Annotated in this window: 14 protein-coding genes; 7 read left to right on the forward strand and 7 right to left on the reverse strand. The window is 63.5% G+C overall.

The features are described 5' to 3' along the window. The first annotated feature begins 116 nt into the window (after positions 1 to 116). Positions 117 to 1,037: an acyl-CoA thioesterase gene (locus tag A7A77_RS00290; RefSeq protein WP_066552512.1), complete on the forward strand. Its 921-nt coding sequence runs from the start codon at positions 117 to 119 to the stop codon at positions 1,035 to 1,037. 94 nt (positions 1,038 to 1,131) lie between these two features. On the opposite strand, the gene A7A77_RS00295 is transcribed toward A7A77_RS00290, so the two are convergent. Genes A7A77_RS00295 through A7A77_RS00305 form a run of 3 tightly spaced genes read right to left on the reverse strand, consistent with a single transcriptional unit; the run spans position 1,132 to position 4,013 of the window. Next, on the reverse strand, positions 1,132 to 2,508 hold the full coding sequence (locus A7A77_RS00295; RefSeq protein WP_066552026.1) for an SPOR domain-containing protein: 1,377 nt from the start codon (positions 2,506 to 2,508) through the stop codon (positions 1,132 to 1,134). Between the two features lie 29 nt (positions 2,509 to 2,537). Continuing rightward, positions 2,538 to 3,281: a hypothetical protein gene (locus A7A77_RS18235; RefSeq protein WP_066552027.1), complete on the reverse strand. Its 744-nt coding sequence runs from the start codon at positions 3,279 to 3,281 to the stop codon at positions 2,538 to 2,540. A 15-nt stretch (positions 3,282 to 3,296) separates the two neighbouring features. Continuing rightward, complete coding sequence (locus A7A77_RS00305; protein WP_066552029.1) at positions 3,297 to 4,013, reverse strand: ParA family protein; 717 nt, start codon at positions 4,011 to 4,013, stop codon at positions 3,297 to 3,299. A gap of 110 nt (positions 4,014 to 4,123) precedes the next feature. On the opposite strand from A7A77_RS00305, the gene A7A77_RS00310 reads away from it, so the two are divergent. The 3 genes from A7A77_RS00310 to bfr all read left to right on the forward strand — a co-directional run bounded on the left by A7A77_RS00310 (position 4,124) and on the right by bfr (position 6,219). Beyond that, on the forward strand, positions 4,124 to 5,380 hold the full coding sequence (locus A7A77_RS00310; RefSeq protein ID WP_066552030.1) for a DUF418 domain-containing protein: 1,257 nt from the start codon (positions 4,124 to 4,126) through the stop codon (positions 5,378 to 5,380). Positions 5,381 to 5,463: 83 nt separating this feature from the next. After that, positions 5,464 to 5,640 carry a (2Fe-2S)-binding protein gene (locus A7A77_RS00315; protein WP_066552032.1) on the forward strand — a complete coding sequence of 59 codons (177 nt, stop codon included), beginning with the start codon at positions 5,464 to 5,466 and terminating at the stop codon, positions 5,638 to 5,640. Between the two features lie 96 nt (positions 5,641 to 5,736). Next, on the forward strand, positions 5,737 to 6,219 hold the full coding sequence (gene bfr / locus A7A77_RS00320) for a bacterioferritin (protein ID WP_066552033.1): 483 nt from the start codon (positions 5,737 to 5,739) through the stop codon (positions 6,217 to 6,219). Positions 6,220 to 6,222: 3 nt separating this feature from the next. Here the strand turns inward: bfr and A7A77_RS00325 are convergent, their stop codons facing one another. Continuing rightward, on the reverse strand, positions 6,223 to 6,858 hold the full coding sequence (locus A7A77_RS00325) for a LuxR C-terminal-related transcriptional regulator (protein ID WP_066552035.1): 636 nt from the start codon (positions 6,856 to 6,858) through the stop codon (positions 6,223 to 6,225). A gap of 10 nt (positions 6,859 to 6,868) precedes the next feature. Continuing rightward, positions 6,869 to 8,821, reverse strand: coding sequence for an acetate--CoA ligase (gene acs / locus A7A77_RS00330; protein WP_066552041.1), 1,953 nt, complete (start codon positions 8,819 to 8,821; stop codon positions 6,869 to 6,871). 203 nt (positions 8,822 to 9,024) lie between these two features. On the opposite strand from acs, the gene A7A77_RS00335 reads away from it, so the two are divergent. After that, positions 9,025 to 10,422 (forward strand): DcaP family trimeric outer membrane transporter, encoded by a 1,398-nt coding sequence (locus A7A77_RS00335; RefSeq protein WP_066552043.1) that lies wholly within the window; start codon positions 9,025 to 9,027, stop codon positions 10,420 to 10,422. A gap of 123 nt (positions 10,423 to 10,545) precedes the next feature. Further along, positions 10,546 to 12,420, forward strand: coding sequence for an AMP-binding protein (locus tag A7A77_RS00340; protein WP_066552050.1), 1,875 nt, complete (start codon positions 10,546 to 10,548; stop codon positions 12,418 to 12,420). Here A7A77_RS00340 and A7A77_RS00345 read toward each other — a convergent pair. After that, positions 12,402 to 14,966 (reverse strand): DUF2339 domain-containing protein, encoded by a 2,565-nt coding sequence (locus A7A77_RS00345; RefSeq protein ID WP_066552051.1) that lies wholly within the window; start codon positions 14,964 to 14,966, stop codon positions 12,402 to 12,404. The two genes, A7A77_RS00340 and A7A77_RS00345, sit on opposite strands and share 19 nt — an antisense overlap. 103 nt (positions 14,967 to 15,069) lie before the next feature. On the opposite strand from A7A77_RS00345, the gene A7A77_RS00350 reads away from it, so the two are divergent. Continuing rightward, the gene (locus A7A77_RS00350) at positions 15,070 to 15,723 is read left to right on the forward strand and encodes a TetR/AcrR family transcriptional regulator (protein WP_066552053.1); all 654 of its coding nucleotides are present in this window, start codon (positions 15,070 to 15,072) and stop codon (positions 15,721 to 15,723) included. Between the two features lie 90 nt (positions 15,724 to 15,813). On the opposite strand, the gene folE is transcribed toward A7A77_RS00350, so the two are convergent. Then, entirely contained in the window at positions 15,814 to 16,422 is a 609-nt protein-coding gene (folE, locus tag A7A77_RS00355) for a GTP cyclohydrolase I FolE (RefSeq protein ID WP_066552054.1), read from the reverse strand. Between the last annotated feature and the right edge of the window lie 6 nt (positions 16,423 to 16,428).

Here is a 16,428-nt window from a genome sequence, read left to right on the forward strand (position 1 = left end):
CCCGAAATAAACGGGAAAACGCCCCGTCCGGCGCAATCCGGGCGGGGCGTTTTTCTTTGCAAGGATACAATAAATACGACATTGACGGCGACCTGGTGACCGCCCATGGCAACGGCATGAACGATACCCGCAGGGCACAAGTCTCCGGAACGGACGCAGAGCGCGTTGGCATCCTGTCCCGCCTGCTCACCGTCGAAAAAGTCGCCAACGACATTTTCATCGCCCCGCGCATGCCGGACGGTCTGGGACGGATCTTCGGCGGCCAGGTGGTTGCACAGGCGCTCGCCGCCGCGCAACAGACGGTGGAGGAAGGGCGCAATCCCCATTCGCTGCACGCCTATTTCCTGCGCGGCGGGAACGAGGATTTCCCCATCGAATTGCGGGTGGAGCGGGATTTCGACGGCGGCAGTTTCTCCAACCGGCGGGTCATTGCATCGCAGAACGGCACGCCGATCCTGAACCTGACCGCATCCTTCCAGCGCAAGTCGGTCGCCCCGGCATGGCCGATCGAGATGCCCGACGTGCCGGGCCCCGACGGCCTGCAGGACGAGCTTGACGCACCCTCACGCGGTCATCCGGTCGAATACGAAGGCCCCGCGCCTGCCCTTGTGAAGCACCGTGCCTTCGAAATGCGCGCGCCTGCCGCGCAGTGGGAGGGTAACGCCGGCGGGGCGGAACACACCGTGTTGTGGTTCAAGGTCATGGCACCGATGGCCGATGACCCTGCCCAGCATCGGCTCGCGCTTACTTATCTCAGCGACTACGGCCTGTTGAGCACAGCGCTGCTGAGGCGCGGCCTGCGGGCCAAGTTCAACGCGGCGCGAATGGCCAGTCTCGACCACGCCTTGTGGTTCCATGCGGACATGCGGGTGGACGACTGGATCCTGTTCGTCACCGACTCCCCGTTCCTCGGCAGCGGGCGTGCCCTGACGCGCGGGCATTTTTTCACGCGCGACGGCCAGCTTGTCGCCACCGCGTCGCAGGAAGGCATGATCCGCCTTCCCGAAGGAAGCTACACCCCGCCATCGCGGGGCTAAGCCATACGCAAGAATGCAAAAAGCGGCGGTCACCGTTTGGTGAGCGCCGCTCTCGCTGTCCCCCTACCCGTGGCGGGAGCAAATCTTTCCGTGCCTAGTCCGCCTTGGCGACGCGGACCTTGCTGTCGGCCTTGGCACTCGACTGCGCGATGGGCAGGCAGCCGTTGCCGCTGGCCTTCACGGCCGCGCACATCGCATTGGCACCCTTGGCATCGAAACTGCCGGCGGCCACGCGCCAGTAATCCTTGCCGTCCACCTTGGCCTGCGTGATCACGGGCTGTGCGCCCTTGAGATTGGCATAGCGCGACTGGAACACCTTCCACCCGGCGCGGGCGTTGGCTTCCGAAGTGTAGGAGCCGAGCTGCGCAACATGCGTGCCACTTGCCGACGGAGCCGGCAGGGCGGGTGCAGCCACCTTGGCCTTGACCGGCGCGGGCTTGGCAGTTGTCATCGCAACTTTCATAGCCGCAGGTTTGGCAGCAGGATTTTCTTGCGTCGGCTGGATGACGGCCATCTGCATCGTGGCCGGCTTCGAAGCGGGAACCGCAGCGGTCTTCACTTCCGACTTGGCAGGTTCCGCGCGGGCCACCACGACGGGTTCAGCCGCCTTTGCAACGACAACCGGCGCGGGATCGGCCTTGGCCACCACGACCGGAGCCGGAGCAGGCTTCGCGGCTGCCTTGACCGGTGCCGGGGCGACAGGCTTGGCCTCTGCCATCATCGGCGCTGCGGCCTTGGCCGCAGGTGTCGGAAAGTTAGCCAAAGCAAGCGCGACCGGCATGCCGCTGTCGGCCTGAAGCGTTGCGCCGACAAGCGCGGCGACGCGGTTGCCGACCTGATCGGCGCGGGAATTCATCGCCCACTCGGTCATGCGACGATCCAGCATGTCGGCAGGAACGTCCTGCGCCGCCATCAGGCGGGCTTCACGCCAGCGACCGTCGAGGGCGAAGGCATAGGCAAGGTTCTGGCGGGTCTTGGAATTGTCGTTACCGGCGCGGATATCGGCGGAGATAATCTCGACACCCCGCGCGGTTTCACCGGCGAGTGCGAAGGCAAGGCCGCGATCGGCTGCGGGAATGGAATTACCCTGCTGCGCAAGGATGGTTACGCCGTTGCGCGGCGAACCACTGCCGATTTCGGCAAGGGCCAGCATCAGCGCGACGCGGGGGTTGGTTTCGCCCAGCGTGATCGCCTCGTTCAGTGCGGCACGGGCCGAAACGAGACGGCCGGCACGCAAGTAGGCCTGGCCAAGCAGGGCACGGCGCGAAGCATCGCGCGGTGCTTCCTCGACCGCCTTTTCGGCGTAGAGGACCGCGCGGTCGGTCTCGTTCTCGCTCAGCGCCTCGCTCGCCTTGTCGACGGATCCGGCAAGTGCGGGCTGCGCCACGGCAACACCGGCCAGCATGGTGCCGGCGATGACGGCCCGCAAGGCTGTGCGGTTCAGGGTTTCGAAGCGGAAGCTCTTGCTCATGATCTGCTGTCCTTGCTTTCGATTTCTTCTCAGTTCCACGACGTAGATGCGGAAGCGGTGTTAGCACTCTTGGACGCGAGCGCGCCAAGATATTCCTCGATCGCACGCTCGGCGACGATCGCGTCGTCCAGACCCTGCCGCATGGCCGCAGCGCGCAGACGTTCGCGAAGGTCAGGCTCGAGATGAAGTACCGTAATCGGGCCACGACCCACGATCAGGGCCACGAAACGCGCCCATGCCGCACGGATCGAACCGAACAGGCCGACCGGGATCTCATCCGCTGCCTGAAGTTCAAGCGTGTCCAGCGGCGCTGCGTGGCCATTGAACGAAGGAGCAGCCGGTGCCGGCATCGCCGCAGCCTGCAAGCGTTCCTGCATCGCGCCGACGGGATTTGCCGGAGGAGTCGGTTCCCATGCCGGTGCCGAAGCATTCCAGTCCGCGCTGTCGTCGTCGTAGCTGTCCGCCTCGTCCCAATCCGGATCGTCGGGGTTGGCATTGACGTAGAGCGATTCGGGCGAATTGGTCATCGCCGTCAGGCCGATGGCACTGCGCGCGCCATAGTTGGGCTTTGCGCCCTCGCCCATGTCGTTCCAGCCGCAATCGTCCTCGGCGCCCGTAAGCCAGCCCGAAAGGCTGCCCATACCGGCACCGCCCATGCCCGCATTGCCGAAACCGGCCTGCTGGATCTGCGACTGACGACGCATCGCCGGGCGCGCCGTGCCCTTCTTGGCAAGCAGTCCGCCTGCCGAAGGTCCGAGAGTTCCGCTCGCCATCACGTCCGGGCCTCCTTACTGGCCGGCGACGCGGCGGCCGAAGCCACCCGCCGTGCGGTTGGAACCTGCCGGACCGGCCTGCTTGGAACCTGCAAAGACGTTGCGGCGGAATTGCTTTTCCAGCCGTTCGTTCAGATAGGCCCAGAGCTGTTCCATTTCCTGCGCCGAGCGGCCGTAGGGATCGATTTCCATGACCGTGCGGCCATCGATCATCGACGCCGCGAAATCGGTGCGATGGTGCAGGACAACCGGCGCGACATTGCCGTACTGGGCCAGAGCAGCGGCCGCTTCGGACGTGATGCGCGCCTTGGAAAGCGCCGAGTTCACCACAAAAACCAGCGGCTTGTTGGCCCGGGCGCAGATGTCGACCGTGGCGCCGACCGCGCGAAGATCGTGCGGCGAAGGCCTGGTCGGCACGACGACGAGATCGGCGACGCTGATCACCGACTGGATCGCCATGGTGATTGCGGGCGGCGTGTCGATGACCGCCAGTTTGAAGCCCTGTTCGCGAAGCGTTACCAGATCCTGCGCCAGACGGGCGACGGCGGTTTGCGCGAATGCGGGGAATTCATCCTCACGCTCGTTCCACCAATCGGCGAGCGAACCCTGAGGGTCGATATCGATAAGTACGACGGGACCGGCGCCTGCGCGCTGGGCCTGGACGGCAAGGTGGCCGGAAAGAGTGGTCTTGCCCGATCCGCCCTTCTGTGATGCCAATGCGAGTACGCGCACCGATGATCCCCTTCAGTGAACACTGATTTGCTGGGTGCCACTCTTGCGGCGTAACCCTAATTTTGCGTTAAGGCAGATCCGAAAGCGTGAGAAAAAGGCGAAAACCCGCAATGACGGAACAACTGCGGGAACCGCAAGTCACTGCAAGCCATGGCAGAATTGCCTTATTGGACCTTGCGCGCGGATTTGCCGTGCTCGGCATACTTGTCATCAACGTCACCACGATGTCAGGCCCCGGCCTCGCATCGATGACGCCCGACTGGCACGGCCACGCCGCGCCGCGCGACTGGGCGGCGTTCCTGTTCGCGTGGCTGTTTTTCGAAGGAAAGATGCGTGCGATCTTCGCCACGCTGTTCGGGGCGAGCCTCGCCTTGTTCCTCGATCGCGGTGACGAACATCGCCGGACACTGGAACAAGTGCGACGCCTGCTCTGGCTGGCCGTATTTGGGTACCTGCACTTCCTGCTGTTCTGGTGGGGCGATATCCTGTTCACTTATGCCATCGCAGGCATGATAGCGCTTCTGTTCAAGGACATGGCGCCGTTTCGCCTGATCGGGCTCGGCATTGCGATGTTTGTGTTCGTGGCAATCGGCGCCGCGGCGGAAGTTTGGTGGATGCTCAGCCTTTCTCGCGACGTCATCGCCGGCACCGCGTCTCCGGAAGGTGTCGCGACGATTCAGGCTTTCGAGCAGGGACTGATGGTCAAGGCCGATGCCAAGATGGCCGAATATGCGATGGGTTTCGGGCAAGCCATCACCTATCGCATCACCGAAGATCCGGCCTATCCGTTCGCATTGGCAAGTATGGCGGTGCTGGAAGCACTGCCGCTGATGCTGTGCGGCATGGGGCTGGCGCGGTCGGGCTTTTTCGCCGGAGAATGGTCGCGACGGGCAATGTGGACAATCGCGCTGTCGGGCGCTGCGGTCGGGCTGGTGTGGTATGGCGCGATGTTCGCTTACGAAGCGTCGCAGGGCTTCGCGCTGACACCCGTGGCATGGATGGCCTATCGCTTCGGCATGATCGGGCGGTTGGCGATGGCGGGCAGCTATCTCGCGCTGATCGTCCTGTTCGGCACTGCGATCCTGCACACGGACATGGGGCGCAGGATCGCCTCTGCCGGGCGAATGGCGTTCAGCAACTACATCGGGATGACGGTTCTGATGACTTTCCTGTTCCACGGCTGGGGCCTCGGCCTTGGCGGGCGGGAGTACGGGCATGCCACACTCATGCTTTTCGTCGTTCTCGGTTGGATCGTGATGCTTGGCTGGTCTGCACCGTGGCTTCGCCGATTCGGTATCGGACCATTGGAACTCGCGTGGCGAACGCTTTCCGGAATGGGCATCCGCAGGGCGCATCCTGCACGCTGAACACCCCAGTCAACGCACCATTTGCTTTTGCAAGCAATTCGCATTAACAATTATGGCGAGCCAGCAAGAGGGTCGATTCGCCAATGTATCTTTGCATCTGCAATGCCATCCGGGAAAAGGACTTCCGCGCCCTGGCCCCTGTCTGCGGCGGCGATGCGGAGGCGATCTATCGCGAGCTTGGCCACCAGCCCCAGTGCCGCCAGTGTCTAGACGAAGCGGAAGACATCCTTGCCGAACTGGGATGCGCCGCAGCAGCGTAACATTCTGCGCTTACGACACATTCGCAACAGGCCTTTTTCCTTGCACCCGTTCCATCACGGTCGCATCGTCAACGGGTCAGCAAGCGGAGACAGGCAATGAAGGGTGACGCCAAGGTCATCGAGTTCCTCAACAAGGCACTCACCAACGAATTGACGGCGGTAAACCAGTACTGGCTGCATTACCGCATGCTCGACAACTGGGGCGTGGCAAAGCTCGCCGATTTCGAACGGCACGAATCCATCGACGAGATGAAGCACGCCGACAAGCTGGCCGACCGCATCCTGTTCCTCGACGGGCTGCCCAATTTCCAGCAGATCGGGAAGCTGAAGATCGGCGAGAATGTCGAGGAAATCCTGAAATCCGATCTCGCGCTGGAGGAAGAGGCGATCCCCCTGCTGCGCGATGCGATCGCCCACTGCGAAACGGTGCGCGACTATGTCAGCCGCGACCTGTTCACCGAAATCCTCGACAACGAGGAAGAGCACGTCGACCATCTGGAAAAGCAGTTCGACCTGATCGAGCGCATGGGGCTGGAAAACTACATCCAGCTCAATTCGAAGTCGGTCGGCGACGAATAAAGGTTAGACGGCGGACGGGCTGGCCGCGTCCAGTTCCTTCGCGATCAGCACGGCCTGGGTCCGGTTCACCACGCCAAGGCGGCGGAAGATGGCAGTCATGTGCGCCTTCACCGTCGCTTCGGAAATATCCATTTCGTGGGCGATCTGCTTGTTCAGTTTCCCTTCGGAAACCAGCGTCAGGATTCGGCGCTGCGCGGGTGTAAGGCGGGCCATCTTCTCGATCGAGCTGGCCGCCTCTTCATCGGCTTCGCCGGCATCGGGAAACCAGACATCGCCCTCCGCAACGGCGCCAAGCGCCTCACGCATTTGCGGCAGCGGCGTGCTTTTCGGGATGAAAGCCGCTGCACCTAGTTCCTGCGCGCCGCGCAGGATGCGCGCCTCCTCGCTCGCCGACACGATGACGACGGGGATCGCGGGAAAGTCCTGACGGAACGCCATCAGCGTTTGCAGCCCCGCCGAATCGGCCATGTGCAGATCCAGCGTCAGGAGATCGACGCCGCCTTTCACGGCTTCGGCGCGGGCGGAGGCGGCATCGGCCACCTCCACAATCTCGCGCCCCGGCCACGATTGTTCGACACATCCGCGCACCGCCGCGCGAAGCAGCGGATGATCGTCGGCGATGACAACACGGCCAGCCATGGACCGCACTCTAGCGGTTCAATCGCCCTTCGATAAGCCCGTCAACCAATGAGGGGTCGGCAAGCGTCGAAGTGTCGCCCAGCGAACCGAAATCGTTCTCGGCGATCTTGCGCAGGATGCGGCGCATGATCTTGCCCGAACGGGTTTTCGGCAGACCCGGCGTGAAGTGGATATGGTCGGGCGATGCGATCGGGCCGATCTCGGCACGAACCCAGTTGCGCAACACCTTGGCCAGATCATCGCTCGGTTCGACGCCCGCGTTCAACGTGACGTAGCAGTAGATGCCCTGCCCCTTGATGTCGTGCGGGAAGCCGACGACCGCCGATTCGGCGACCAGTTCGTGCAGGACGAGCGCGGATTCCACCTCCGCCGTGCCCATACGGTGGCCCGACACGTTGATGACGTCATCGACGCGGCCGGTGATCCAGTAATACCCGTCCTCGTCACGGCGGCAGCCGTCGCCGGTAAAATACTTGCCCTTGTAAGTGGCGAAGTAGGTCTGGATGAAGCGATCGTGGTCGCCATAAACGGTGCGCGCCTGCCCCGGCCAGCTGCGCGTGATGCACAGGTTGCCCTCGGTTGCGCCTTCCAGAACATTGCCGTCGTTGTCGACCAGTTCCGGGCACACGCCGAAGAACGGCTTGCCCGCGCTGCCCGGCTTCATGTCGTGCGCGCCCGGAAGCGTGGTGATCATGTGGCCACCGGTCTCGGTCTGCCACCAGGTATCGACGATGGGGCAATTATCGTGGCCCACCTGCTCGTGATACCAGCGCCATGCTTCCGGATTGATCGGTTCGCCCACGCTGCCCAACAGACGCAGCGAGGACAGGTCGTGCTTCTTCACATGCTCGTCACCTTCGCGCATCAGGGCGCGGATGGCGGTGGGCGCGGTGTAGAAGATGTTGACCTTGTGCTTGTCGCACACCGCCCAGAACCGGTCATGGTCGGGATAGTTGGGCACGCCTTCGAACATCAGCGCGGTGGCGCCGGCCTGAAGCGGGCCATAGACGATGTAGCTGTGGCCCGTAACCCAGCCGATGTCGGCGGTGCACCAGTAGATTTCGCCGGGGCGATAATCGAAGGTGTAGCGGAAGGTCGTCTCGGTCCACACGGCATAGCCGCCGATGGTGTGGACAACACCTTTCGGGCTGCCGGTCGAACCCGAGGTGTAGAGGATGAACAGCGGGTCTTCCGCGTTCATCGGCTCCGGCTCACATTCAGCGGCAACGCCTTCGCAATACTCGTGATACCAGTGGTCGCGGCCCTCGGTCATGTTGATATCGCCGCCGGTGTGGCGGACGACCAGAACCGACTTGACCGAGACTTTCTTCAGCGCCTCGTCCACGTTGCCCTTCAACGGTACGCGCTTGGAACCGCGGAGGCCTTCGTCGGCGCAGATCACGTAATCGGACTTGCAATCCTCGATACGACCCGCGATCGCATCGGGCGAAAAGCCGCCGAAGACGACCGAGTGGATCGCACCGATACGCGCGCAGGCCAGCATCGCCACCGCCCCTTCGGGGATCATCGGCATGTAGATCGTGACGCGGTCGCCCTTCTTCACGCCCATCTTCTTGAGCGTGTTGGCCATCCGGATCACATCGGCCAGCAGAGTGGCATAAGTGATCTTGCGATCGGGCGTGTCGGGACTGTCGGGCTCGAAGATCAGGGCGACGGTATCGCCCTTGCCTGCCGCGACATGGCGATCCAGCGCGTTGACACAGATGTTCATCGTACCGTCGGTGAACCACTTGATGTCCACCGGGTCGAACGACCAGTCGGCAACCTTGGTCGGCTTCTCGATCCAGTCGAGGCGTTCGGCTTGTTCCATCCAGAAACCGTCGGGATCGTCGACGGAACGCGCATACAGTTCGTTATACTGTTCCAGCGTGCAAGCCGTGCCAACCTTGGCACTGGCCGGAACGGGCACGATCTCGGACTGGCGTTCGATGGTTTCCTGCATATGACTCCCCCGATGGTTCGGTGCGTGGCCTGCATTTTGCTGCAAGCGCGAAATATGTCTGGTTTACGTAACGCCTGGCGGTCGTCCGCGCTTCTCGACATTAGTCTTATGACCTTAGTCTTATAGACGTATTGCCGATAGAGCGATCTCGCCGAAACTGCGATTTTTCTCCCTGCAACCACGACAGATGGGGAGGGGATGAAATGAAAGGCTGTTTCCGCAAATTTGGTGCCCACAAGGCCATTGCCGCAAGCCTGCTTGCCGCCACCGCGCTGGTGCCGGCAAGTGCCCATGCGCAGGCTTCGGTTGAAGACAGGCTCGACCGGCTGGAGGCGATGATCAAGGCGCTGGAAGCCCGCATGGATGCGCAGGCTCCCACCGCCGACGACGCCGCGGCAGTCACCGAAATGCGCGCCGCAGTGGCCGAAACCCGCGCCGTCGCCACGAAGCAGACGGAACTGGAAACGCGTGTCGCCGCAGTAGAGGCATCCGACAAGTCCGGCTTCCGTATCGGCGACACCACATTCAAGATCGGCGGTTACGTCAAGCTCGATGCCATTTCCCAGCGCACCAGCGCCGGCCAGTTCGCGAACGACAATATCGTGCGCGACTTCCTGATCCCGAGCACGATCCCGGTCGGCACCGGCGATTCTTCCGGCTGGGATACGGAGCTGAGCGCACGCCAGACGCGTTTCAACATCTCCACATCAACCCCGGTGATGGGCAAACCGCTCAATTCGATGATCGAGATGGATTTCATGGTCACGCCCGGCGATGGCGAACGGACGACCAATTCCTATACACCGCGCATCCGCCATGCCTTCCTTACGTATGACGGCTGGACCGTGGGCCAGACCTGGTCGACTTTCTTCAACGTGGGCGCCCTGCCCGATTCGGTCGATTTCATCGGCACCACGCCGGGGACGATCTTCATCCGCCAGCCGCTGGTCCGCTATACTACGAAGAGCGGTTTCTCCATCGCGGTGGAGAACCCGGAAGCGACGATCACCACCGCATCTGGCGGCCGCGTGACGCCGGGCGACGATGCCCTGCCCGATGTCGTGCTGCGCTATGACAAGAAGGTCGGGAAAAGCGCCTTTTCCATCGCCGCGATCGGTCGCCAGCTAAAAGTGACGGACGACGACTTCGCCCTCGGATCGGACAGCGTCATCGGTTACGGCGTATCGGCATCGGGCAAGATCGGCATTGGCGAAAGCGACGACTTCCGCTTCATGGTCAACGCCGGCGAAGGGCTTGGCCGCTATGTCGGGCTCAACATCGTGAACGGTGCGGCCATCGACATGTCGACCGGCAAGCTGGACGCGATTGCCAGCTATTCAGGCTTCGGTGCTTTCCGCCACGTGTGGAACGAGAAGACGCGATCGACCATCGCCGGCAGTTATTTCAAGGCGGACAACCCCACGGACCTGACCGGTACATCGCCGACAGATACCGTCTGGAACGCCTTTGCGAACATCATCTACTCGCCCGTTCCCAAGCTCGATGTCGGTGTGGAATACATGTATGCCGAACGGGAGAACGAGGCCGGCGCAGACGGCAACATGCAAAAGGTGCAGGTGTCGGCGAAGTACAGCTTCTAGGGTGTCATGAACCGGGCGGAGGGACTGCTGCCTGTGCCATGCTACACCCCGGGGGCGTTCGATTGCCGGACGCCCCCACTACCGTTCGAACGATGTTTGTTGACGCGTTGATGGAGAGACCAATTGGGATACGCCAAGGCTTTCGAAACCTCAGACCGCGACCCGCAGGGCTTCTGGCTGGACGTCGCGAATACGCTGGAATGGAACGAAGCGCCGACCATCGCCCATGACGCGACCACCGACGCATGGTTTCCCGATGGCAAGCTCAACACTTGCGCCAATGCGGTCGACCGCCACGTCGCGGCGGGGCGCGGATCGCAAGCCGCTGTTATCTACGAAAGTCCGATCACGGGCCGCTCTGCCACCTACACCTACATCGACCTGCTGGAGCGGGTGTCGCGCACGGCAGGGATGCTGACCGAAGCGGGCGTGAAGACCGGCGACCGTGTCGTCATCTACATGCCGATGGTGCCCGAAGCGGTTTTCGGCATGCTTGCCTGCGCACGCATCGGCGCGATCCATTCGGTGGTGTTCGGCGGGTTCGCCGCGCCGGAACTCGCCAAGCGCATCGACGATTGCAAACCTGCTGCTGTGCTGTCGGCGTCCTGCGGACTGGAGCCGGGGCGCACGATTGCCTACAAGCCCCTGCTCGACAAGGCGATCGAGCTGTCCTCGCACAAGCCCGACGTCGCCATCATCCTCCAGCGTGAGGAGCTTCACGCCGATCTCGTCGCCAATCGCGACATCGACTGGCAGGCGGCCTACGACGCGGCCAGCCCCGTCGATCCGGTGCCGGTATCCAGCACCGATCCGCTCTATATCCTCTATACCTCGGGCACGACCGGCACGCCCAAGGGCGTCGTTCGCGACAACGGCGGCCATGCCGCGGCGCTGTCGTGGTCGATGAAGAACATCTACGGCATCGAGGCGGGCGACGTCTTCTGGGCCGCGTCGGACATCGGTTGGGTCGTCGGGCACAGCTACATCGTCTATGGCCCGCTGCTGGCTGGCGCGACGACGATCCTGTTCGAAGGCAAGCCCATCGGCACGCCCGATGCGGGCATCTTCTGGAACCTGATCGACAAGCACCAGGTGAAAGTCCTGTTCACCGCGCCCACCGCGATCCGCGCCATCCGCCGCGCCGATCCCGACGGCGAATTCATTGCCAAGGCCAACCTCGCCAGCCTGACCGCGCTGTTCCTTGCAGGCGAGCGTGCCGATCCCGACACGCTCCTGTGGATCGCAGAGCAGCTGGGCAAGCCCGTCATCGACCACTGGTGGCAGACCGAACTGGGCTGGCCCGCCATCGCCACCTGCTTCGGGCTTGGCGAAACGCAAATCAAGCCGGGCAGCGCAGGGCGCGCGGTTCCGGGCTATCGCTTCAAGGTGAAGGACGAGGCGGGCGAGGATGCCGCCGCCGGCAAGGTCGGCACGCTGCTGATCGAACAGCCGCTGCCGCCGGGCAATTTCCGCGCCCTGTGGAACAACCCCGAAAAGTTCGCATCGGGCTTCGTCGACTTCCCCGGCCACTACACCACGGGCGACGCGGGCATGATCGACGAGGATGGCTTCATCCACATCATGGGTCGCACCGACGACATCATCAACGTCGCCGGACACCGTCTCTCGACCGGCCAGATGGAGGAAGTCGTCGCCAATCACCCGGCAGTCGTCGAATGTGCCGTCGTCGGCGCGTCTGATGAATTGAAGGGTGAAATGGCCGTCGCTTTCGTCATCACCCGCCCCGGCACCGAAGACCTGCCCGCGGTTAAAAAGGACATCGTGCGCACCATCCGCGAGGATATCGGACCGATCGCATCCCCGCGCGACGTGTTCTTCGCCGATGCCCTGCCCAAGACGCGTTCGGGCAAGGTCCTGCGCAACCTGCTTCGCGCGATCCTGAACGGCGACGAGATCGTCGTGCCGCAGACCATCGAGGACCCCTCGGTCATCGACGGTCTGATCGAACTGGCCGCGCCTCAGCCCGCAGAGGGCTGAAGCGTGGCGTCCTCGGGCTTGGGCCGCGACAGGATCCGCGAGTAGAACCAGCCGATCCCGATCAGGCTGAAGCCGAGGGCAAGGAAGCTGCCGATACGGGCCAGCCCGTCCAGCACGGCGGCATCGACGATGAACACCTTGCCCACCGCGAGGATCATCAGGACGAGCGAACCGATGCGCCACGTCCGGTCCTCTGCCCGCGCGCCCCACAGCAGGTAGCCGATGGCCAGCACGATCCCGGCAAGCGAGCGGAGCAGGTCCTCGCCCTGCCCCATCGGCACGGCGGTCAGGATTGATCCGCTGAACGCCTGTCGCAGCAACGTTATCGCCAGCACCGGCAGCAGCGCCATGATCGCGATATCCGCCCCGCGCCGCCAAGCCGCATTGCCGAGCGGTTTCAGCACGGCCAGAGCCGCGACCGCCACGGCATAGGCCGCCAATGCGAGGTTCGCGATAGGCACCGGCCCCACGGCCTGCGCGTTCCACAACGGGTTGTGCCACAGCAACGTGAACCACCCGAAATGCGCCAGCGCCGCGCCCAGCAAGGCAATCGCCGCGATGCGCGCCCAAGCGAACCGGTCCTTAGCCTGCACCAGCGCAAAGGCACCAGCGACCAGCACGGCTTCCCAGACAGTCCGCTCGGCAAGACCGTAGAGCTTGAAGCCTGCCGGTCCCTGAATTGCGAAAACCAGCTTGTAGAAGCTGTGCAGTGCGATCACCGCCCCTACCCCGCCAAGCGCGGCCATGGCGTGAGTGAAATGGCGCGAACCGAAGCCCGACTGTCGCCACGCGAGGACGAGGAATGCCAGCGTTCCGGGCACGAGGTAGCGTAGCGTGTCGCCCCACTTTTCCAGATCGGAAAGGTAGAACGGCTCTCCGGCAATCGCGTCGAGGCCGCTGCCTATCCACGCGATCAGCGGATAGACCGCAAATGCGGCGGCAACGACTGCGAACGTCCGCGCCGCCGACACGCGGCGCGGCAAGCCGAATGCGAGGCCGATGGTCGCTGATGCGCAAGCGATCGCACCCCAGTTGTCGTGCAGAACCTGCGAGAACGCGATCACGACCGTCAGCGCGGCCGAAGTTTCCGGCAGCCGGACTTTCCAGCCGCCATCGGGCGAAAGGCGCGAGGCAGCGAGTGCGGGCAGCGCGGCCAGTGCCAGCGAAACCGCGCCCAGTACCGGCAGGAAATCGTGAAAGACATCACCGTAATGCCATGTCGCGGCGAGCGCGAGGCCCGGTGCGAAACCGGCGACCTGCACGATATCCGCGCGCAAACGCTCTCCCCGCCAGATGTGGAACAGCGGGACCACGGCAAAGACCGCTGCCATGGCCGCGCCGATCAGGGCGAACTCGGCCTCTTCCGGGTTGGGCCAGAACGCGAGCATGAACACCGCGATCGCGGCGGCCAACGCCTGCGGATCGCGCAGTTCATGCCTTTTCCAGGCAAGGAAGGCCAGCGCGCCGCCAAGCAGGATGTAGAGCCCCCATGCCAGCAGCGAATAGCCGCCCTGATCGATCAGGATCGCCATCTGCAGTGCAGCAAAGGCCCCTGCCCCAGCGCGCAGCCAGTGGCGGAACGGCACTTCGCCCAACGCCGTCGGTAGCACGGCGCCGACACCGATCAGGTAGAAACCGACGAAAAGCTGGTCGGCAAAGGTCAGGTCCTGCGAGAACAGCAGGAGCAGGCCCCAAAGCAAGCCGCCACCCATCGCCGCCGCACCCAGCCAGGGGCGCTGCTGACGATTTCCGGTCAGGACCAGCCCAGCCGATACGAGCGCGAGATAGATCGACAGGATCGGCAGGTTGGATTCTTCTGCCGACACCATCATCGGCGCGGCGAACCCGCCCAAGAGGCCCAGCACCGCGCAGGGTAATCCGAACCGGAACGACAGGTAGATCGCGCCTGCCGTCACGGCAGCAAGACCAGCGAACGCAAACCCCGCACCGATCAGGCCATAGCCGGTGCCCGCGAGGTAGAAGCATGCATAGAGCGTCGCTATCCCCGCACCCGCCAGCGCCTGCGGAACGCGGATGTCGGCGATGCGATCTGCCATCTTCTCCGCCACGAAAGCCCCGCCGATCAGCGCGCCGCCGAAAACGAAGCCCAGCAGAACGCGCACGGCGGGCGACAGCAGGCCCAGCTCGATTGCGTACATGACAAGGAAAAAGCCCGCGATGGCGAGCGTAATGCCGCCTGCCCAGATCGGCAGCTGGCGACCGAACAAGTCTTCGAAATTGAAGGCAATGCCCGGCTTTTCGCGCGGCGTTTCATCTTGGTAGGAAGGTGTAGTGAAGGCAGACGCTACCCCCGTCACGCGGGCGACTGCGCGCTTTACCCGCGGCACCGTAGTCGCCACCGCCGGTTCGCGATGTTCGGGGACTGCCGCGACCGGTTCGGCCACGGTCGTCGGCGCTTGTTCGACCGGAACGACAGGGCGGCGACCCAGCATTTCCTGCATCGAGAGCCGTTCCTCCAGCCGCTCGACCCTGCGCCACAACTGGTACAGCGCCACGGCCAGGCCAATGATGACAATCCATTCCATCGCGAATGTCCTTCCCCTTCGTCGCGGCGGAGATAACCGATTAATGAACGCTGTTCAATATATTTATTGGACAGTGTTCATTTGTTGGTTTAGAGCGCTCCTCATGGGACGCCGATCTGATCATACGCGAGAGGAACTGCGCGCGCTCTTCATTAGCGAGGGGCACGCCCATCTGGCGCAGGCGGGGCTTGCGAAGTTCTCTGGTCGCGAAGTCGCCAAGCGCGTCGGATATTCGGTCGGCACCATCTCCAACCTCTTCGGTTCAGTCGATGGCCTGATCGTCGCGATCAATTCGCGTAGTTTCGAAGTCTGGGCGCAGGTTCTGCGCGATCGGCTGGAAAGCGCTGGCGAAGACCGGATTGCCGCTTTGGTCGACGGCTATTTCGCCTTTGCCAAAGAGTCGCCCGAATTATGGTCGGCGATCTACGCGCACCGTTTACCAGAGGGGCTGGACCTGCCCGAAGAGGACAAGGACCGCCGCGCCGGCCTGACCCAGATCGTCGAGGACGAGATCCGCACCGTCCTCCCGGCGGGCACCGATGCCGATCTGGTGCGCCTTGCCCGCTCGCTCGTCGCAGTGGTGCACGGCCATTGCAGTTTCGTGGTGTCCGGCAGCTTCGCGCTGCTGGAAGAACCCGAACCCCACGCTGCCGCCCTCGCCCGCGTGCGGGAGAGTCTGGCGGCGCACGGGTATCGCGCTGAAGATTTCAGGTCGGAATTGGGTCTGGGCGACAGCGAAAATCGTGGATCGCTGTGACCCGGAGCGCAGCGTACTTCAGTACGTGAGCACCGGAAGCGCATCGATCCGCGATTTGCAGCCGAGCACAGGCCCGAAGGCGATCTGAAATCAGTATCCCATCAGGGACAGCACTTCTTTCCGGCTGCGCTGATCCTCAAGGAACGTGCCCATCATCCGGCTTGTCGTCATGGCAACGCCGGGGGTCCGCACGCCGCGCGCGGTCATGCAGGCGTGGCTTGCCTCGATCACGACGGCGACGCCGTGGGGCTGCAGGTGGTCCCAGATGCACTGCGCGACTTCGGCGGTCAGGCGTTCCTGGATCTGCAACCGGCGGGCATAGCCGTGAAGCACGCGGGCCAGCTTCGAGATGCCGACCACGTGATCCTTGGGCAGATAGGCGATTGCCGCCTTGCCGATGATCGGGGCCATGTGGTGTTCGCAGTGGGACTGGAACGGAATGTCCTTCAGCAGAACAACCTCGTCATAGCCACCCACTTCCTCGAAAATGCGGCTGAGGTGAATGGCCGGATCTTCATTGTAGCCGAGGCAATATTCCTTCCACGCACGTGCAACGCGCTTGGGCGTGTCCAGCAGACCTTCCCGTTCCGGATCATCGCCTGTCCAGCGGATCAGCGTGCGGATCGCGTCCTGTACTTCGTCTGGCACCGGCGGCTTGCGGTGAGGATCGTCTTCGTCGGGGCCTACGAGGCTGCTCATTCAAAT

This window comes from Croceicoccus bisphenolivorans (genome assembly GCF_001634625.1).
Taxonomy (GTDB): Bacteria; Pseudomonadota; Alphaproteobacteria; order Sphingomonadales; family Sphingomonadaceae; genus Croceicoccus; species Croceicoccus bisphenolivorans.

Coding starts and splice junctions, on each gene's coding strand:
- A7A77_RS00290 (WP_066552512.1), top strand. CDS start 117: ATGAACGATACCCGCAGGGCACAAGTCTCCGGAACGGACGCAGAGCGC.
- A7A77_RS00295 (WP_066552026.1), bottom strand. CDS start 2,508: ATGAGCAAGAGCTTCCGCTTCGAAACCCTGAACCGCACAGCCTTGCGG.
- A7A77_RS18235 (WP_066552027.1), bottom strand. CDS start 3,281: ATGGCGAGCGGAACTCTCGGACCTTCGGCAGGCGGACTGCTTGCCAAG.
- A7A77_RS00310 (WP_066552030.1), top strand. CDS start 4,124: ATGACGGAACAACTGCGGGAACCGCAAGTCACTGCAAGCCATGGCAGA.
- A7A77_RS00315 (WP_066552032.1), top strand. CDS start 5,464: ATGTATCTTTGCATCTGCAATGCCATCCGGGAAAAGGACTTCCGCGCC.
- bfr (WP_066552033.1), top strand. CDS start 5,737: ATGAAGGGTGACGCCAAGGTCATCGAGTTCCTCAACAAGGCACTCACC.
- A7A77_RS00325 (WP_066552035.1), bottom strand. CDS start 6,858: ATGGCTGGCCGTGTTGTCATCGCCGACGATCATCCGCTGCTTCGCGCG.
- acs (WP_066552041.1), bottom strand. CDS start 8,821: ATGCAGGAAACCATCGAACGCCAGTCCGAGATCGTGCCCGTTCCGGCC.
- A7A77_RS00335 (WP_066552043.1), top strand. CDS start 9,025: ATGAAAGGCTGTTTCCGCAAATTTGGTGCCCACAAGGCCATTGCCGCA.
- A7A77_RS00345 (WP_066552051.1), bottom strand. CDS start 14,966: ATGGAATGGATTGTCATCATTGGCCTGGCCGTGGCGCTGTACCAGTTG.
- A7A77_RS00350 (WP_066552053.1), top strand. CDS start 15,070: ATGGGACGCCGATCTGATCATACGCGAGAGGAACTGCGCGCGCTCTTC.
- folE (WP_066552054.1), bottom strand. CDS start 16,422: ATGAGCAGCCTCGTAGGCCCCGACGAAGACGATCCTCACCGCAAGCCG.